Here is a 17,621-nt window from a genome sequence, read left to right as displayed (position 1 = left end):
TCCGCCGCGCATAAAAAAAGCGGCATGCCGACTGACATGCCGCCAACCCCAACTCTGTTCTTTTCCCGCCGCGTCTAGAACTTCATCCCGACGCCCACGCCGACGATCAACGGATCGATATGCAGCGTGCCGATGCCCTTGTCGCCGAGCGTCGCATCGGTGCTCATCCAGATCTTCTTCACGTCGACGTTCATGAACACCTTCTTCGTCAACTGCACGTCGACGCCGAACTGCAGCGCGGGCCCGAAGCTGCTCTTGTTGATCGACACGCCCTCCCCGCCGACGTTGAGCCCGTTGTTGTAGAAGTACGTGTAGTTCAATCCGGCGCCGACGTACGGACGCACCTTGCCGGCATGGTTGAAGTGGTACTGCAGCAGCAGCGTCGGCGGCAGCACGCCCACGCCGCCAAGGTTGCCGAGGCTCGACGTCACCTGGTGCCGCGACGTGCCGAGGATCAGCTCGACGCCGAGGTAGTCGCGGATCATGTACGTGAAGTCGAGCTCGGGCACGATCGCGTTGTTCACGCCGACGTTGAGCGCGCCGAGCGTGTCGCTCGCGCGCTCGTTCGGCTGGATGCTGATCGCGCGCAGCCGGACCAGTACGTCACCCTGGTTGATGCCGTCGCCCGGCGACGCCGCATGCGACACCGACGGCATCGCGACGAAGCTTGCCGCGACGGCGGCAGCGGTGACAAAAGTTCGAATCGTTTTATGCATGGTACGGACCCCCAAAGAATGGTTTCCATTCTCCTCGTAGGGTCTTTTCGTTATCTTGATATTCGTCAAGCCAGCGTAAACGTGGGACGGTTTGCCGCAGGCTCGGTCGCACGGCCCGTCAGCAGCAGGTCGAGCAAATCGCGCACACTGCGGATCGCGCGGCCGAACGGCAGCGCTTCGCGGCCGCGGAAGAACAGCCCGTTCGCGACGTCGCCGCGCAGCGCGGCCGCCAGCCGCGTGTCGATGCAGAAATGGCCGAACTTCTCGATGCCGTCGCGCAAGCCGCATACGCTCAGGCATTCGAGCGCGGTCGGACAGCGCTGCTTGAATGCGCCGAGCTTGTTGCGGATGCGCGTCTCGTTGCGCAGGTAACGATCGAGCCACGGCGTCTTCACCGCGCGCGCGGGCAGCCCCGTCACGCTGACGAATTCGACGATGTCGTCGGGCGCCGCATCGGCGAGCACGCGCTTGAAATCCGGATGCGCGTCGCCCTCTTCCGTCACCGCGAACGGCGTCCCGACCTGCACGCCGTTCGCACCGGCCGCGAGCGCCGCACGCACCATCTCGTGACTGTTGATCCCGCCCGCAACGATCAGCGGGATCGTGTCGCGCGCGAGACCAAGCGATGCCATCACCTGCGCGGTCTCGTCGAGCACACGCGCGAAATCGAAGCGCGCGTCATGCATGTCGTCGATCTGCGTGACGCCGAGGTGGCCGCCCGCGTGCGCCGGATGCTCGATCACGATCGCATCGGGCAGGCGCCCCTTCTTCATCCACTTCTTCAGCACGAGCGCGATTCCACGGCTGTCCGACAGGATCGGGATCAGCGCGACGTCGTGTCCTTGTGTGAGATCGGGCAGATCGAGCGGCAGGCCCGCGCCCATCACGATCGCATCGGCGCCTTCGTCGCACGCGACTCGCACGTAGTCCGCATGCGCGCTCACCGCCTTCATCACGTTGACCGCGATCATCCCGCGCCCTTCGCCGTAGGTCTTCGCGAGACGGATCTCGCGCGCCAATGCGTCGAGGTTCGCGGCCTCGAGCGTCGCGCGATCGGGCTGCGCACGACAACGCGCGAGCAGGTCCGCATGATGGTGGCGCAGGTCGATGCTCGCGATCGTGCCGACCGCGCCTTCGCGGGCGACGCTGCCCGCCAGCCGGTGCGCGGAGATGCCGACGCCCATGCCACCCTGCACGACGGGCAGCAAGGTGCGGCCGCGTATCGTCAGCGGCGGAAAGGAAGTGCGTACGGTCATCGGATACCTCGTCGGAACATCGGAACCGCGATGATCGACGATTCACTGCAGCGCACCTTGACGGCCGTCAATAAAAAACGGCACGCGAGCGTGCCGTTTCCGGTTCATGCGGTGCGAAACGCTCAGGCCGGCTTCGCTGGCTTCAACTGCATCGACTTGTACTCGAGATACTCTTCGAGCCCGTACACGCCGTTCTCGCGGCCGTGCCCCGACTGCTTGTAGCCGCCGAACGGCGCGGCGCCGTTCCACGTGCCGCCGTTGATGTCGACCTGCCCCGTGCGGATGCGCCGCGCGATGCCCATCGCGCGTTCGTCGCTGCCGGCCCATACCGCGCCGCCGAGCCCGTACGGCGAATCGTTCGCGATCCGCACGGCTTCGTCTTCGTCGCGATACGTGATGATCGACAGCACCGGCCCGAAGATCTCTTCCTGCGCGATCGTCGATTTCGGATCGACGCGGCCGAACACGGTCGGCTTCACGAAGAAACCCTTCGCGAGCCCCTCCGGCAGGCCCGTGCCGCCCGTCACGAGTTCCGCGCCTTCATCGATCCCGCGCTGGATGTACGCCTGCACACGCTGCTGCTGCACGGCCGACGCGAGCGCGCCGAGGCGCGTCGCATCCTGCCGCGGATCGCCCGCGACGTATGTTTCGGCCGCGGCCTTCGCAATCTCGCGCGCCTCTTCGTAGCGCGCTTCCGGCACCAGCATCCGCGTGTGCGCCGAGCAGGTCTGCCCCGCGTTCAGGTAGCACGCGTTGACCGTGCCCTTCACCGCCGTCGCGAAATCGGCATCGTCGAGGATCACCGACGCCGACTTGCCGCCCAGTTCGAGCGCGACGCGCTTGACGCCCGCGGCCGCCAGCTCGGCCACGCGCTTGCCGGCGCGCGTCGAGCCCGTGAACGACACCATGTCGACGTCCGGGTCGGTAGCCAGCACTTCGCCGACGACCGGACCGTAGCCGCACACGAGGTTGAACACGCCGGCCGGCAGGCCGGCTTCGTGAATCGCTTCGGCGAGCATGAATGCGTTGAGCGGCGCGACTTCGGACGGCTTCAGGACGACCGTGCAGCCGGCCGCGAGCGCCGGCGCGACCTTCAGCGTGACCTGGTTGAGCGGGTAGTTCCACGGCGTGATCGCCGCGACCACGCCGACCGGCTCGCGCACCACGAGCGAGTTGCCGACCCGCGCCTCGAATTCGAACGACTCGGCGAGCTTCGCATACGCCTTCCAGTTGTAGATCGGGCCGCCGACCTGGATCGCGCGCGACAGCTTGATCGGCATCCCGACTTCGCCCGTGATCGACTGCGCGAGTTCCTCGCTGCGCGCCTGCAGACGCTCGACGATCTTGCGCAGGTAGCCCGCGCGCGTCGCGGCCGGCGTGGCCGCCCACGCGTCGAAGGCCGCGCGCGCCGCGCGGATCGCGTCCTGCGCGTCGGAGGCGATGCCCTCCGGAATCCGGCCGATCACGGCCTCGGTGCCCGAGTCGATCACGTCGATCGTGCCCGTTCCGGCAGGTTTGCGCCAAGCGCCGTCGATATAGAACTGGTCGTAGATTTTCATCGTGTTCCGTCTCCTGTCGGGCAGAGTTGGCGCTTTAGCGCTTATGGCGGCGGGAGCAGGTACTCCAGCCCCATGCTTCGCGGGGAAGCCGACATTCTAGCGAGCGTTGCGGTCGACTGGTGTGACGATTGACAGCCATTCGAAAGGACTCCGGCCTCTGCCGCACCCTCGCTGCGCCGTCGGCGTGAACGCCGGCCCGGTGTCCGCCATGCCGCCGTCGTGCCAGCATCCGCCCGGGTACGCGGCCGGGCCCGCATCGTGCTATGTTTTTATTATCGGCACCGGCCCATTGCGGCCGGCGCCGCCCGGAATCGACGCATTTCGTGAGCGCTGCCATGTCCGACGCATCCCATACCCTCGGCTCGCAAGACCGCCTGGAGCTGCTTTGCTGGCTCACCTGCGGCAATCTCGGCGCGTTTTACCTCAACGAATCGTGGCCGGACGCCACGTTCCAGGTCCAGGCCGCGCACCGCTGGCTCGACCGCCATCACCGTCAGGCCGACTGGCTCGCGATCGCCAAGCTCGCGGCGCTCGCGCAGGACATCGCGAAGCGGCACGCCGGGTTCGTCGACGCGCCGTGGGCGCGCGACGCGGTCGAGGAAATCGTCGATACCGACGATCTCGACTATCGGGCGAAACTCGTGCAATGGGTGTACGACGACTGCTGCAAGGCGCTCGCGGACAAGCGGCTGGCCGATTGAGTCGCGCGGCGGGCGATACCCGGCAGACCGCGCGAACGCCGATCCGTGTCACGGGCACACGCGTAGCGTCACGGGTCGTCGCCGGCCGTTCCGGCCATCCGGCCGATCTCGCGTCGAATCGATTGGCCGGCCGCCGCCAGCCCGCGGAACTTGCGCTATCGTTTCTTCTGTCCTGTCCACCTCAAACGGCGCGTCCATCCGCGATGTCCATTCACCTCAGTTTCGACGACGGCCCGGGCCCGTCGACACCGCCCTTGCTCGACGTCCTGCGCGCCGCGTCGTGCAACGCGACCTTCTTCCTGCTCGGCAAGAACCTCGCAGGCGCGCTCGACATCGCGGCGAGAATGGCGCGTGAAGGCCATCGGCTCGGCAACCACACCCATTCCCACGCGAAGCCGGGCGCGCTGGCAGACGACGTGCTGATCGCCGAAATCGATGCGACCGACGCGCTGATTCGCGACGCGTATCGCCGGGCTGGTATGCCCGCGCCGGATACGATCCCGCTGCGCCTGCCTTATGGGCTGGTACCGCAGGACAATCGCGCCGGCGTACTTGCACGCCTTCAACGCGAACACACAGGCTGGACCGCAATCCTCGACGATTGGCAGCGCCCGGCGCCGTCGCCCGAGGCACTGTTCGACGCAATGCGCGCGCATGTCGCCGACAGCGCGGCGCGGCATCGCGACGTGCTGTTCTGCATGCACGACGGATCGCGGCATGGCGAAGCGCGGCCCAACACGGTCGAAGCCGTGCGCCTGTTCCTGAATCGACAAAACTGACGCGGCGGCCGGCTTCAGGGCGCCGCGCCGTCCAGCAACTGCCGCCAGCCGCCGAGAAATCCGATGCCGGGCCCCGGCATCCACAGGCCGCGCTGCGCGGCTTCCAGATGAATCAGCGTCTGGTCCACGCAGAACAGGGATATCAACGCCTCGCGGTTCGCGCGCATCCAGTCCGGCGCAGCATCGGGCCGCATCGCCGCATAGGCTTGCAGGCCGGCCTCCCATTGCTGCGCATCGAACACGAAGCCATCGTCCCTGCCCGCATCGCGCGACAGCGCGAACAGCGCAAAGGCCGCCTCGAGCCACTGTGCGCCCTGCCCGACGTCGTCGAAATCGAGCACGCCATTCACCGTATGCCCCACATACAACAGGTTGCCCGCATGATAGTCGCCGTGCAGCCAATGCACCGGCCCCGTCAGCCAGCGTGCAGCGACTTCGAGATGCGCGCCGATGCGCCGGATCATCGTCTCGTAGTGGCGGCTCAAGTCGGCCGACAAGGACGGCATCGCACGTGCCGATACGCGCGCATGGCGCGCCGACAGCCACGCCAGCGGCGCCGATGCGCTCGCGGGTATCGATGCCAGCGCCGCATGCAGATGCGCGAGCGCGCGCATCGCATCGATCGCGCCCGCTTGCGCATCGTCGGGCAGGCCGGGGCTGCCGTCGATATGCTCGAACACATGCAGCCAGCTTCCATCGGGAGCCTGCACTCCGGACTGCGCGTCCACGGTCGGCCGCAGTCGCGGCAGCGCGGGCAGCATCGGCGCCGTGCGCGAACGGCCGAGATCGCCGAGTATCGACGCCTCGCGATGCGCCTGCTCGACCGGCTTGCCGGACCACGACACGCGCAGCACCACGCGCTCCGAATCGCACTCGACGAGGTACGTTTTGTTAGTATGGCCCGACGACAGCGCCTGCAGGCGCGCCGGCCCGAGGTTCCAGTGCCGGTGAAGCCAGGGTTCCAGCGTTTTCACGTCACTCCTACTCGTTGCATTGACCATGTCAGAGCGTCCTTCGGCCCGCATGCGGGACATCAACATCGAATGGCTGACGCGCGCTGCCGAATTCGACCATCTGTTCCAGACGCGCTGGCTCGGCGAGCGCTTCTTCCATCTGCCCGGCGACATGCTCGCGCTCCAGGAACTGATCTGGCGCGAGCGCCCCGACTGCATCGTGCAGACCGGCATCGCGGCGGGCGGCGGCGTCGTGTTCTCCGCGTCGATGCTGGAACTGAACGGCGATCGCGGCCGCGTCGTCGCGATCGAACCGCGCCTGCGCGACGAGGTCAGGCAGCGCCTGCAATCGCACCGGCTCGCCCATCGCATGGTGCTGATCGAAGGCGAATCGTGCGCGGCCGACACGCTCGCGTCGGTGCGCGCGCAGATCGGCGACGGCGCGCGCGTGATGGCGATCCTCGATCTCACGCATACGCACGCGCACGTGCTGCGCGAACTCGAATGCTATGCATCCCTCGTGACGCCCGGCAGCTACGCGATCGTGATGGACACCATCATGGAGTATCTGCCGGCATCGATGTTCGACGGCAAGCCGTACGGCAAAGGCAACAACCCGGCGACGGCCGTACGTGAATTTCTCGCCCGCGACGACCGGTTCGAAGTCGACGAGGACATCGAGGACCGCGTGCTCATGACGCTGTCGCCAGGCGGCTTCCTGAAGCGAGTGCGCTGATCAGGCGGGCGGCCTGCGCCGAGCCGTCGCGCGCGTAGCTCGCACGGATGCGCGCCGCGTGCTCGCGCAGCGGGCCGGGACGCAACAGGCGTTCAAGCGCATCGGCAATGTCCGCGACACCGGCCTGCTGCAGATCTAGCACGCACCCGGCGCCGGCCCGCTCGACGAAGTGCGCCGAATGGAACTGGTCGTTGCAGAACGGCGACAGCAGCATCGGCACGCCGCACGCGAGCGACTCCATCACCGAATTCGCGCCGCCGTGGCTGACGAACGCGTGCGTGCGCCGCAACAGCGCCAGTTGCGGCACATAACGCACCGCGACGACGCGCTCGTCGCCGGCCGGCAGCAGATCCGAATCGACCAGTTCGCCCACCGACAGCACCAGTTGCGCCGACGTCGCGCGCATCGCTTCGATGACCTTCGCGAACACGTCCGGGTGGTAATAAAGCTGGCTGCCGAGCGACATGTAGACGAGCGGGCGATCCGCATCGAGGCGTTCCCACGGGAACGGTGTCTCGTCGCCGCGCGGGCCGGACGGCAGCGCGGGCCCGACCAGCTCGACACCCGGCGGCGGCGCGCCGACCAGTGCGTCGGTCGTGAACGCGAGCGTCAGATGCGGCGACAGGATGTCGCAACCGCGAAAGCGCGCGTCGAGACCGTAGCGCGCGAACAGGCGCGTGCGCTCCGGCGCGAGCCAGCGCACCGTGCGCAACAGTTCCGAATCGAGATCGTCCGGCAGCACCGGATTCAGCGAATTGGACATCGAGACCCACGGCAGCCCTTCCAGCTCCGCGGCGATCGCCGCCGCATAGAGCAGCGGATCGATCACGACCACGTCGGGTTGCCATTCGCGCAGCACCGCGCGGATGCCGTCCACCTGCGCGGGTGCAAGGTCGATCAGCAGCGTGCGGATCCAGTGCCGCAGCCAGTCGGAATCGCGAATGTTCGCGGCGAAGCTCGCGCCGCGCGACAGGTCGTGGCGTTCGGGCGTCTCGCGCGGCCCGACGAACGTGAAGTCGCCTGCGCCGTCGAGCTGCGCGCTGATGTCGGCCGGCGCGTAGAACGCGACGTCGCAGCCGGCGGCGCGCAGATGCTGGGCCGGGCCGATGCACGGATTGACGTGCCCTTTTTCGGGTACCACGCAGAACAGGATGCGTTTCATGAGCGGCTCAGGTTGGGCGATGCGCGGCATCGAAGTGGAAGTGGTCGAGATGATCGAGGATCAGCGTCAGCGTCGCCCACAGCACGCGTTCGGTATCCGCCTGCAATGTGGGCGCGGTAAGACCGAGCGTATCGGCGAGCGCGCGCGTGCGGTCGCGATCGAGCAATTTCGTGAGGTCCATCGCCGGTGCGAGCCGCCCGCGCTTGGGGCCGTGCACGAGACGGTCCGGCAGGTTCAGGCGCGCACCGAGATCGCGCAGGCACTGCTTGTCCGGATCGGGCGCGATGCTCGTCAGATGCGCGACGACGGCGGCGTCGACAAACGGCGGATGCAGGTCGACCGACGCCGCATCGAACAACGCATGACACAGCGGCAGATAGTTGGCCGACCGGTCGCGGCGCAGCACCTGGTCCGCACCGTCGCCGGTGATGGCCACCTCGATGCCGTCCGCGGCCATCGCCTCGGCCAGCAGCAGCTTCGCGACCGGATGCAGGTTGAACATCGGCTCCTCGACCGCATGGGTCGTTCTCGGCAGCGCGGCCACGAAATCGGCCTCGTTCGCACGCACGATCTTCACGGTCGCCTGCATCTGCGCGGCCAGTTCGAGTGCGGCATCCCGTTCGCAATAGTCCGGCATGTCGGTCGCGAGGATGTAGGACGTCACGTGCCGCTGCGCGCCGAGTTCGCGCAGCAACGCGAGCAGCAGCGCCGAATCGAGCCCGCCGCTCAGCGCCAGCGCGACGCGCTTGCCGCTGTCGAGCGCGCGTTGCAGCGATGCGCGCAGCACGGTTTCCAGATCGCCGCGCTGCGGCCGCTCGGGCGCCGGCTGCACCGCCAGCCCTTGCGGCGAACGGATCAGCGCATGGCCGGGCGGCACCGCCAGCACGTCGCGCAGCACGGTGCGACTGATGGGACGCTCGCCGCTCAGGTAGCCCGCGATGGCGGCCGTGTCCGGCGCGCCGGCCGGTTGCCCCGAAGCATGCAGGACGGCCCGGATGCCGGACGCCGATACGCCGCTGCGCGGATGGTAGTGCAGACGATCGAAACCGAACAGGTCGCGCGTGCCGACGATCATGGATAACGAGCCTTCAGGGTGTCCACTTCAATACGTTTGAGGATGCGATGCGGCGCCACCGGCGCGCTGCCGCCCTGGCAATGCAGGCACGCTTCGAGCGGCACCTCGCGTTGCAGATAGGCGAGCATCGCGTCGAGCATGCCTGCATCGTCGCGCAACGGCAGGCCGTCGGATTGAAAATCCTTCTCGCCCTTGTACAGCGTATGGAAATGCGCGGGACGCGTGCACGTGTAGAACATGCCGTCGCGAATCATATGGCACCGCTCGCGAATCCAGCAATCGCGATAGAGGCGCTGCGCGTCGTCGCGATCCGTGCCGGGCTGTGCGCGATTCATCGTCGTGAACACGTCCTGCACCTTCCAGTTCAGACGTACGTCGAAGCGTGCGGCCTGATGCTCGACATACGCAATCAGGTCGGGCGACAGCGACGGCTTCGGATAGCGCGAGATCGTCAGCGCATCCACCGACTGCCAGAACACGTCCGGCATCTCGCCGAGCTTCAGGCCGTTCGTCGTGACCGAGATCACGGGCGCGATGCCCGTGGCGCGCACGCGTTCGATCAGCTCGACGAGCGCCGGATGCAGCAGCGGTTCGCCGCCGACCAGCTTGAACATGCGCGGGCTCAAGACCTTCGCGGCCATGCGCAGATCGGCCTCGAGCGAATCGGGGTTCGCATGCCACTCGGGCAGGAGCGGCGACAGCGAGCAGCATTCCGCGCAGGTCAAGTTGCAGTGATCGACGATATGCGCTTCCAGCGAGCGCGTCCGGACGCGCCCGTCTTCGACGCGGTAATCGCGATCCAGCGGCGGCGGGAAGACATGTTGCCGTTCGCCGGACGGCAGCGGGTTCGTGGCCCGGTTCGGATTCGCATTCACTTCAGCTTCCTGCTTCCATGCAACGGGAAAAGAAATCGACGAGACGGCCGCGCGCGTCCACCATCGCGGACGCCATCGTCACCGCCCCGTTCAGGTGCGCGGCGAAGCGCACGGGATCGTCGAGCCAGCCTTGCACGACCCACAGCTTGAGCGCGTGCTGCAGACACGCGGCATCGACGGCCCATGCGATGCGCGCGGGATCCACTGGCCGGACCCGCCGGTACGCGCGCACGAAGGCTTCCGCCAGGTGCGGCGCCTCCAGCGGCAGATGATTCAGGCAACGCACCAGCTCGTATTCGCGCGGCGCGCCGATCGACGCTTCCCAGTCTAGGATGAGCGGCGGCGTGCCCGCGTCCGTGAACAGGTAGTTGAACTGGTTGTAATCGTTGTGGATCGGGTGCTGCGGATCGTCGGCGGGAAACGCTTCGACGCTGCCCGGATAGTAGCGGTCGATCATGCGCAGCGCGAGTTCGACATAGCGGTGCAGGTTCGCGGCGCCGTCGTTCGAGCGCGCGCGATCCAGCGCGTCCAGCAGGCTGCGGCGCACCGCGTCCGCGTCGATCGCGGCCAGCCGCGCGCGGATCGTGTCGAGCGACGGCAGATGAAGCCGTTCGAGGCTCAAATGCAACGCCGCCAGACTCGCGCCGAGCGCATCCCATTCGGCAGGCGAAAACGTATCGTAGGTTCTGAACTGCCCCGCTACCCAGTGCGTCAGCATCGCGCGCGCGCCGGTGCCCGTCCACAGCGGTTCGCCGGCCGTCGTGCGGTTCAGCGTCTGGACACGGAAGCGGACATCGCCATGCGTCTCGAAATGCGCGAGGACGGCGGCTTCCTTGGCCGCGCGCGCATGATGCTCCGGCGCATAGAGCTTGACCGCCACGCCGCCGCCGTCGGTCGGCAGGTGCCATACGCGTTCGCCGACCTGCCGCGGCGGCCCGCTTTGGCCGAGCGCGTAGGCGTCGCGGATTTCGTCGAAGATGACGGCGGGCTGATCCATTCAGATGTGCTCGGCCGGCCCGTGCCGATACGGATGCCCGCTCAGGAACGTGTTGTGCCCGACGTAGCGCAGCTTGTACATCGCCGGGCGGAACAGTACCGAAGGAGCGTTGTTCGCGATGCCGAGCAGCGGGTACAGGTCCTGCCGCACGAAGAATGCGTTGTTGCCCATGTCGTCGCAGCAGACGAGCTCATAGCCCTTCTGCCTGCCGAGATGAACGAGTGATTCGAGGCTCGCGCCGTAATAGGTCGACCCGTCCCATTCGTGGTCCGGATTGAAGCACATGACCCAGCGTTCGGGCGGCGTGTAGTACGGGTTGTATTCGATCACCACGATGCGCGGCTGAAACGCTTGCAGGCCGCGCCACACCCAGTAGTCGTTGCCGTCGATATCGATCGACAGCAGGTCGAAGTCGGCGGGCACGTTCGCATCGGCGAGCAACAGGTCGACCGTGTCGGGCTGGACGCGGTCGTGGTGCAAACGCACGCGCTCCGCGCCCGCGTATTGGGCGGCAAGTTTGCCGAACCGGTACGCGCTGCCTTCCACCAGCACGCCAGCCCAGTCCTGTTCGCGCAGCAGCCGCGCGGTGTTGCTGTTGCGCAGGCCGTCGCTCGCGCCGATATCGACGCAGAAGCGATTCGTCGGCGCGATCCGCTCCATCAGCCGCGCGAGGATGCTTTCCTCGGTGCCCTGCGCGTACAGGCTTGGCGCAAGGCCGGACAGGTCGAGCGGCAGAGGATGGTCCTGCATCGAGGGGCGGCTCCGGGTCGGGGGTGATGAATGGGGGGTGGCGTTCGGTAGGTAATTTACCCGAAGTCGATCGGCGGGAGGAAACTGGAACGCGCAACGGTATCGGGCTTGGCCGCGGGCGGAAAGAAAAAGCCCACTTCGACGAGGCTGCCGATGCGGGCCTGATGCATTTCCGTCGGTTTCGCTCCACGCGCCGCGCTTCGTACTGTCCAGCCCCGGCGCACGAACGAAAGGCTCCACAGCCGCCAAGCAGCGACAATTTTTCCCAGTCGCATCCGTACCTTGTCAATGAAGCGGCCGTGTTGTCGCAACGGTCGAACGGCTGATCGGTTGCGATAGAAGCGCTATCAGCGCCTCCACCTTTTGCGCATGACGCTCATACAGCGGCGTACCGTGCAGCCGTGTAAATTCACGATTACACGCCCCGCACAAGAAGCGCGGAATTCGGTAACCGCTCAAGGCGTTTGGGTATCCACGGATAGCAACTTGCGCTGAGCCGCAATGGAAGCACGGCGGGCGCGGCTCAGAATTCGGCGACAGCAACGCATCGACGTGCCGCTACAAAAAAGCGGTTAGCTCGCGATCTTCCTGCATCGGTTACTGTCGTGAACTCGCCATAGTAAAACGAAACTTACCCGGCAGGGTCGTGACTGACATCTTGGCACTTTGGCGCGGCCTTGATGCCGACCGGCTCCGTCTGAACGTGCTCACCTACGACAGATAGCCTCCGAACGTTGAGTTGGAGACTATTCGATGCATTGCTTGCGAACGCTTCGTAATCTTTACCAGCCAGAGGAACGAAAGTACGCGCAATGTGCTGAAACCGACTTCTAAAAACGAAGCCGTTGAAATCAGGCAACGAGTCACCGCCGTATTCGACCGAAATCGTCAGTGGCTCGTTGGCTTTGATCACATACTCGTCATAGTACCGATACGCGTCCACTGGAACGGGCATCCCGATCGTCGTGTTGGCGAGATGCAGCGTGCGTGGTTTAGCCACTGCCATTCCACCGCCGCCGAAACCGAGTACCCCTTTCTTCGGTTCGCATGCCGTGTTGAAGAAGAAGCGCGTGGATGCGCCAAAATAAACGCGAATCCTCGCATCCGTTGCAGGATCGTAGGCCGCACTGTGCGTGTTCTGCGACGCACAGCCAGCCAACAATGTGCCAAGTGCAACAGCCATCAACGTATTTTTAAACATCTCTGAATTTTATCTTCGACAATTTCAGAACTGCGCCGTCACCTGAAATCGGACCGTGACACGTGCAACCGGGAATCCGGATGGCCTGTCGACAACGCCCATCACTTGCACGACAGCACCACGATACCGCCAATTCCCTGCGTATTCGGCAGCGCGGACGAGTAGCCAACCGCGACTAAAGGCTGCATCGCATCATGCCCAACGACAACCGGCTGAACGGACATCTGTCCGACAGTCGCCGAGGCAGCGTTCAACGATGCCTTGGAGAATGTCAGCGTGTATTGCGCATTCGCCATATTGATCGACAGGTTCAGGTTATTGAGCGTGCGCGCGCCGAGATCGAGCGTGGCCGAACTTGTTCCGAGCGTGCCCGACGCAGTGCCGTCGTTGGTCGTCACCGTGTCGGCCAGCACTTGCGTGCATGCAAGTGTGCCGCTCGTCGCCGACAACGACAACGGTGTCCCGACCGCGTAGTGGACGCCCTGGGTATTGGTATAGGTATTGCCGTCCGTGTCCATCGCCTGATTCCATCGGCCGATCGCAACGTCGGCGCCGACACTCTGAATCTCCGTCACGGCGCCATGATCGAGCCCAAGGCAATCCGTTGCAGCCGCCGACGATGCGAGCGTCGTGAACGCGCCGCTTGCCTGCTGCACCAGACTGGACGCAGGCGCGTTCGGCGCAGTCATGTTGCGGTTCTTCGAGTACGCGCTCGGCAAGCTCGGCACGACGACTACCGACAGTTGACCGTTGTTCGCCGCGACCAGAGAAGCGGAACCCGAATAGGTAAAGTTGCCATTCGGCCGACATGCCGCCTGAGCCGAAGGCGGCTGCGTTGAGGACACCGTTGGCGGTGAGGTCGGCGACGTCGTGGCCGGCGTCCCGGCCGCGTTACCGCTCGACGGACTATTTCCCGAATTGACGGTTCCGGCGCTATCCCCGCCGCATGCGGTCAGTAGCATCGCAGTACTCATCACACCCGCCAACCAAACTCGCCGTCCTTGCATGATTTACCTTGTTTTGTCGTTGTGGAAAAAACACAGCAGCCGATGCCACTGTGCAAAGTGTTCAACCTCGTGGAGCAGTCAGACACGACATGATCAAAACTGCGCTGTAACCTGAAATCCGACCGTGACACGCGCAGTCGGGAATCCGGACGGCTTGTAGACCGGCGTACCGGCGAACAGGTCGTAGCCGTAACCGCCGAAGCGTGTTGCAACACTGCCTTTAACGCCGATCACTGCCCCGGCCAGTTGCGTACCGACCAGCGCGACAGGCTGCGGACCCCAAACCCGGCCGTAATCGAGTCCTGCATAAATCGCCTGCCCCGTCTGTCCGATCGGCATTTGCAGTTCGTTGCGCCAATAGAAGCCACGAGCCGCCGCCAGCATCGTTTCGCCGTCGAAACCGCGGACCGTGTAACGGCTGCCGATCGTCAGGTCATCGATGTAGTACAACGTGTTGCCGGTATATTGGCCGTGAAAGGTCGTCACGTAGCGGAACGGCTGTTGCGCGATCGCGAACGGCACGGACAGGTTCGCGTCCAGCACGGCCATTTTGTAGCGGTAGGTCGGACCACCGTCCGTTGCCAATACATCATCCTGCGCGCCAAACGTGCCGATACCTTGCCTGTACGCAAGCGTGCCATCGAACTGCGCGCCGCCGAAATAGTGGCGATCGGTCAGCCCGAATTCAACAAACGTGTTGTTGCGGCGCTGCTGCGGAATCTCCGTATCTTCGATGAAGCTCTGGCCGAACCGACGCGACAGCCTGAACTGCGCGCCGAACACGTCATTCTGGCTGCGCGACAGTACGCGATTCAGCTTGAAATCGACGGTCTTGGAATTACCACTCGCGACGAACGTCTGGTTGACGCCCGCAATCTGCTGATAGTACGTGTTCGTGTATGCGGAAAGGGTCGCCGTCCAATATCCCCACGGAATCGAATAGAAACCGTTCCAGCCGTGCGAACCAAGGCGCTTGTCACCAAGTTCAAGGTCTTGACTCACACCCACGTTGAAAATGTCGTTCAAGCCCAACGGGTTGTCGATGCCGATCGACAGGTTGCCTTGCAGCTTACCGGTTGCGCGCGTTCCAGAGTTGTCGATCGATGCGACGACGGTCCACGGCTTGCTGCGTTTCACGTCGAGCACCACATCGCTTTCGCCCGGTACATCGGCCGGAACGATTTGCATCGACACGTCTTGACTGGTGACCCGCTTCATCTGCTCCAGACCTTGCTCAAGGTCGCGCAGGTTCAGTAGTTCGCCGTCGCGCGTCGGAAACGCGGTTTTCCATGTGCCGCGCAGTTTTTCATCGGCGAAGCGCACGTGCCGAATCACGCCGGGAATCAGCGAGACTTTCAGCGTGCCTGTCGACAGGTCCTGTTCGGGCAGCAGCACGCGCGTCGTGATGTAGCCGCGCGACAGAATGTCTTGCGACAACGCTTTGACAAGGACATCGAGCCCTTGCTTGCCGACGCATTGCCCCGTGTAGTGTTCGAGCCATTCGCGCGCGAAAGCAAAGCGGTCCATTGGCAGCGCGGATGCGCCCTGCTCTTTCACCGTGGCCGGCAACGAATCAGGAACGTCAAGCACGAAACGATCAATCCGAAAGCATGGCGTTTCAGTGGGAAGGACCGGATAGCCGCCAACGTGCGAAATCTCAGATCGAACAGAAGGCGTGCGCAATGCTGCGTCGCGCTGCTGCGCGTCACGCTGCTGCTGTGCCTGTCGATCCTGCTCAGCGTTCGCGCGCGCGGCAGCGGCTTGGTCGGCAGGTGTAGGGGCCCGCTGTGCGTGAACGACGAGCGGGACCGCGACTACCAGCGCGGCAAATTGCGTTTTGAGTTTCATTATTTTTGGAGCGTGAGGCGGTCGTACTTTCGTGCGTGGAACGCTAGGCGCAGCATATTGGGCGCACAATCAAAAATCAACGCATCCGATACTCATCCACTCAATTCAATTGGTTATTAGACACAGATGGTCCGGCTTGACATTCTTTAACTTGACAGCCGCTTTGCTGTTCGGCGCTGCCGCACCCGACTTTATTGTTAATGCATTAGGTTCGTTGTGTACTTTGACAGGTCTAGCATTGGGAATTGTCTTCGCAATTCTGGCAACACGCCTTCAACGTAGTTCGAGATATACACCGGAGCCCAGTCCTTAGTCGCATCACTTTTAAGCCCTAACAAAAAAGAACTTGGAGGGATGTGATAAAGCCTCATGTTGACTACGTGTTGCCTTTCTGCATCGCAGCGATACTCTTCCGGAACTTTATTAAAAATCGAACCATTGAAGATAGACCAACTCTTTATCAATGTGCCAATATAGACAACCTTTCCTTCTGTAACTGTGAATTGAATCGGGTCACGCGAAACCATTGGTCGATAGGCACCTGTGGAAATTTGTCGAACCGTATATTCACCCGCTGGTAACTGCATTGCGAAAACCGAAACTCTATTGGGATATGTGCCGGTGTAAGATACTTCCTCCCCGGTCTTAATATTGCTCACGGAAAACAAACCACCCTCGCAGCGTTTTCCGAACACGATTCCCATGCCAACACTCGGACCAGTCAACTCCGATGCTGAATATCCCTTGTTACTAGGCTGGTTCATCGCACAACCAGCAAGAAAGAATCCCGCAGCGATAGAAAATGATAATTTAAACATTTTGAGAATCAGCTTTTCGGTAGGACATTTAATGACGCTATTACATCCTCAGAGGATTCCATCGACATGACAGGATCATCGTAACCTTCGATATCATCGCTTAACCACTGCTCCCCGGCGCGTCGGACATGAAATCTAACTACGACGCGCGAATCACTGGCGCTTACGACCGCAGTAAGCTGCGACGGGAGTTGCATTGCATTCCATACCCGAAACACCTCTTTCACAAGCAAAACAGCTTGTGTCAAGGGAGACGCAGAATCGTAATCTTCGACATGCAAGGAATTGATGAAGCATTCATAGCCAATGCAGTCGGGAAAGCTCTTTCGGCTCGCGTTTGTTGAACCCAGTAGAGCACGCAAAAAATAACACTCGTCGCGTAGTTCGAAACCACTATCTGCGATGCTCTGTAGCGATTCGCTAAGCGGAAGGTCCAACCGCACGCCGTTTAATGCTTCCCTCATCGGTCGATTGATTTTCATCATGAAATCGCCTTGGTTCTGACGCTCTGCTTCAACCCGACTATAATTTATTCTCATTTTCCTGAAGAATAAGAATACCTTGATGAAATCTTTTCTTCAGAACCTCAGCGACCAAGCCAAGCAAACTCACTGAATCCTTCGAATTCAAAGAAACCAAGAAAATGCCTTCGGCACAAAACCATGCTCGCCCGCGATTTCTACATGCATAGGAGTTACATCCCTCACCGGCGAAATTAGAAAATTTTTGCCAAACAAATCCTGTCGCTCCTTAATTAGCTCCAGCTGTAACGCACTGGAGCCATCTGGATCAACCGACGAATAGCAAAACAGATTAATCGCCATACCGTTGCTCGCCACAGTTGCGTTAGATGGCGCACCGGACGCACTAGGCATGCGTCCGGTGCGCTGTTACTGCTGTTGAAGCAATATCGCGCACAAGTTGGCAATTAATTCTTCAGCGTCCTTCTTATAACGTTCGTTCCACGTTGCAGACCAATCGTCCGGCTTGCCGGAGGATTCCCAATCATCCAGTGCCAAGGCATTAACTATTTCAAGTTCAAACCAACAGGCGCGGTATGCAGACTTCCATTTCTCATCTTGAACGGCGTCGGCCTGAAATATTTCCGCATCCTGTACGAATCGAGCGTACTTAAGATGATCCTTTGCGGCTGTCTGGGCACGCTCAACTAAATCCTCAGCATTCATA

At 63.1% G+C, this 17,621-nt stretch carries 19 protein-coding genes; 3 read left to right on the top strand and 16 right to left on the bottom strand.

The features are described from left to right. Nucleotides 1–74: 74 nt before the first annotated feature. The 3 genes from ACNQQL_RS10450 to ACNQQL_RS10440 all read right to left on the bottom strand — a co-directional run bounded on the left by ACNQQL_RS10450 (nt 75) and on the right by ACNQQL_RS10440 (nt 3,531). Nucleotides 75–716 (bottom strand): OmpW/AlkL family protein, encoded by a 642-nt coding sequence (locus ACNQQL_RS10450; protein ID WP_034181342.1) that lies wholly within the window; start codon nt 714–716, stop codon nt 75–77. Between the two features lie 65 nt (nt 717–781). After that, nucleotides 782–1,972 (bottom strand): NAD(P)H-dependent flavin oxidoreductase, encoded by a 1,191-nt coding sequence (locus ACNQQL_RS10445; RefSeq protein ID WP_072441289.1) that lies wholly within the window; start codon nt 1,970–1,972, stop codon nt 782–784. Between the two features lie 122 nt (nt 1,973–2,094). Continuing rightward, on the bottom strand, nt 2,095–3,531 hold the full coding sequence (locus ACNQQL_RS10440) for an aldehyde dehydrogenase family protein (protein WP_347064065.1): 1,437 nt from the start codon (nt 3,529–3,531) through the stop codon (nt 2,095–2,097). A gap of 335 nt (nt 3,532–3,866) precedes the next feature. Between ACNQQL_RS10440 and ACNQQL_RS10435 the strand changes: the two genes are divergently transcribed. Next, nucleotides 3,867–4,232, top strand: a complete 366-nt coding sequence (locus tag ACNQQL_RS10435) for a hypothetical protein (RefSeq protein WP_034181339.1) — start codon at nt 3,867–3,869, stop codon at nt 4,230–4,232. 203 nt (nt 4,233–4,435) lie between these two features. Then, nucleotides 4,436–5,011 (top strand): polysaccharide deacetylase family protein, encoded by a 576-nt coding sequence (locus ACNQQL_RS10430; RefSeq protein WP_347064064.1) that lies wholly within the window; start codon nt 4,436–4,438, stop codon nt 5,009–5,011. Nucleotides 5,012–5,025: 14 nt separating this feature from the next. Here ACNQQL_RS10430 and ACNQQL_RS10425 read toward each other — a convergent pair whose 3' ends face one another. Continuing rightward, the gene (locus ACNQQL_RS10425) at nt 5,026–6,012 is read right to left on the bottom strand and encodes a phosphotransferase (RefSeq protein ID WP_347064063.1); all 987 of its coding nucleotides are present in this window, start codon (nt 6,010–6,012) and stop codon (nt 5,026–5,028) included. Between ACNQQL_RS10425 and ACNQQL_RS10420 the strand changes: the two genes are divergently transcribed. Continuing rightward, nucleotides 6,011–6,700 (top strand): cephalosporin hydroxylase family protein, encoded by a 690-nt coding sequence (locus ACNQQL_RS10420; RefSeq protein WP_347064062.1) that lies wholly within the window; start codon nt 6,011–6,013, stop codon nt 6,698–6,700. The genes ACNQQL_RS10425 and ACNQQL_RS10420 overlap by 2 nt on opposite strands. Here the strand turns inward: ACNQQL_RS10420 and ACNQQL_RS10415 are convergent. The 12 genes from ACNQQL_RS10415 to ACNQQL_RS10360 all read right to left on the bottom strand — a co-directional run bounded on the left by ACNQQL_RS10415 (nt 6,657) and on the right by ACNQQL_RS10360 (nt 17,620). Continuing rightward, nucleotides 6,657–7,862 (bottom strand): glycosyltransferase, encoded by a 1,206-nt coding sequence (locus ACNQQL_RS10415; protein WP_347064061.1) that lies wholly within the window; start codon nt 7,860–7,862, stop codon nt 6,657–6,659. The genes ACNQQL_RS10420 and ACNQQL_RS10415 overlap by 44 nt on opposite strands. Before the next feature lie 7 nt (nt 7,863–7,869). Beyond that, nucleotides 7,870–8,937, bottom strand: a complete 1,068-nt coding sequence (locus tag ACNQQL_RS10410; protein WP_347064060.1) for an asparagine synthase-related protein — start codon at nt 8,935–8,937, stop codon at nt 7,870–7,872. Further along, nucleotides 8,934–9,812 (bottom strand): radical SAM protein, encoded by an 879-nt coding sequence (locus tag ACNQQL_RS10405; RefSeq protein WP_347064059.1) that lies wholly within the window; start codon nt 9,810–9,812, stop codon nt 8,934–8,936. Before ACNQQL_RS10405 ends, ACNQQL_RS10410 begins: the two co-directional genes overlap by 4 nt. Nucleotide 9,813: 1 nt before the next feature. Then, a complete protein-coding gene (locus tag ACNQQL_RS10400) occupies nt 9,814–10,809 on the bottom strand; it encodes a phosphotransferase enzyme family protein (protein ID WP_072441313.1) in 996 nt (331 codons plus the stop codon). Next, nucleotides 10,810–11,559: an FkbM family methyltransferase gene (locus ACNQQL_RS10395; protein WP_072441316.1), complete on the bottom strand. Its 750-nt coding sequence runs from the start codon at nt 11,557–11,559 to the stop codon at nt 10,810–10,812. A gap of 631 nt (nt 11,560–12,190) precedes the next feature. Next, nucleotides 12,191–12,760: a hypothetical protein gene (locus ACNQQL_RS10390; protein WP_347064058.1), complete on the bottom strand. Its 570-nt coding sequence runs from the start codon at nt 12,758–12,760 to the stop codon at nt 12,191–12,193. Between the two features lie 101 nt (nt 12,761–12,861). Further along, on the bottom strand, nt 12,862–13,767 hold the full coding sequence (locus ACNQQL_RS10385) for a hypothetical protein (protein WP_347064057.1): 906 nt from the start codon (nt 13,765–13,767) through the stop codon (nt 12,862–12,864). 93 nt (nt 13,768–13,860) lie between these two features. Beyond that, the gene (locus ACNQQL_RS10380) at nt 13,861–15,615 is read right to left on the bottom strand and encodes a ShlB/FhaC/HecB family hemolysin secretion/activation protein (protein WP_347064056.1); all 1,755 of its coding nucleotides are present in this window, start codon (nt 15,613–15,615) and stop codon (nt 13,861–13,863) included. A 197-nt stretch (nt 15,616–15,812) separates the two neighbouring features. After that, nucleotides 15,813–16,433 carry a hypothetical protein gene (locus tag ACNQQL_RS10375; protein WP_347064055.1) on the bottom strand — a complete coding sequence of 207 codons (621 nt, stop codon included), beginning with the start codon at nt 16,431–16,433 and terminating at the stop codon, nt 15,813–15,815. Between the two features lie 8 nt (nt 16,434–16,441). Beyond that, entirely contained in the window at nt 16,442–16,918 is a 477-nt protein-coding gene (locus tag ACNQQL_RS10370) for a hypothetical protein (protein ID WP_347064054.1), read from the bottom strand. A gap of 141 nt (nt 16,919–17,059) precedes the next feature. Then, nucleotides 17,060–17,257 (bottom strand): hypothetical protein, encoded by a 198-nt coding sequence (locus ACNQQL_RS10365; RefSeq protein ID WP_347064053.1) that lies wholly within the window; start codon nt 17,255–17,257, stop codon nt 17,060–17,062. Between the two features lie 66 nt (nt 17,258–17,323). Further along, nucleotides 17,324–17,620: a hypothetical protein gene (locus ACNQQL_RS10360; protein WP_347064052.1), complete on the bottom strand. Its 297-nt coding sequence runs from the start codon at nt 17,618–17,620 to the stop codon at nt 17,324–17,326. Nucleotide 17,621: the final 1 nt, after the last annotated feature.

The sequence above is a fragment of the Burkholderia sp. LFS061 genome (assembly GCF_047978125.1).
Classification (GTDB): Bacteria; Pseudomonadota; Gammaproteobacteria; order Burkholderiales; family Burkholderiaceae; genus Burkholderia; species Burkholderia pyrrocinia_C.
The sequence above is the reverse complement of the archived record's forward strand: the minus strand, read 5'-3'. Positions and strand labels throughout refer to the sequence as shown.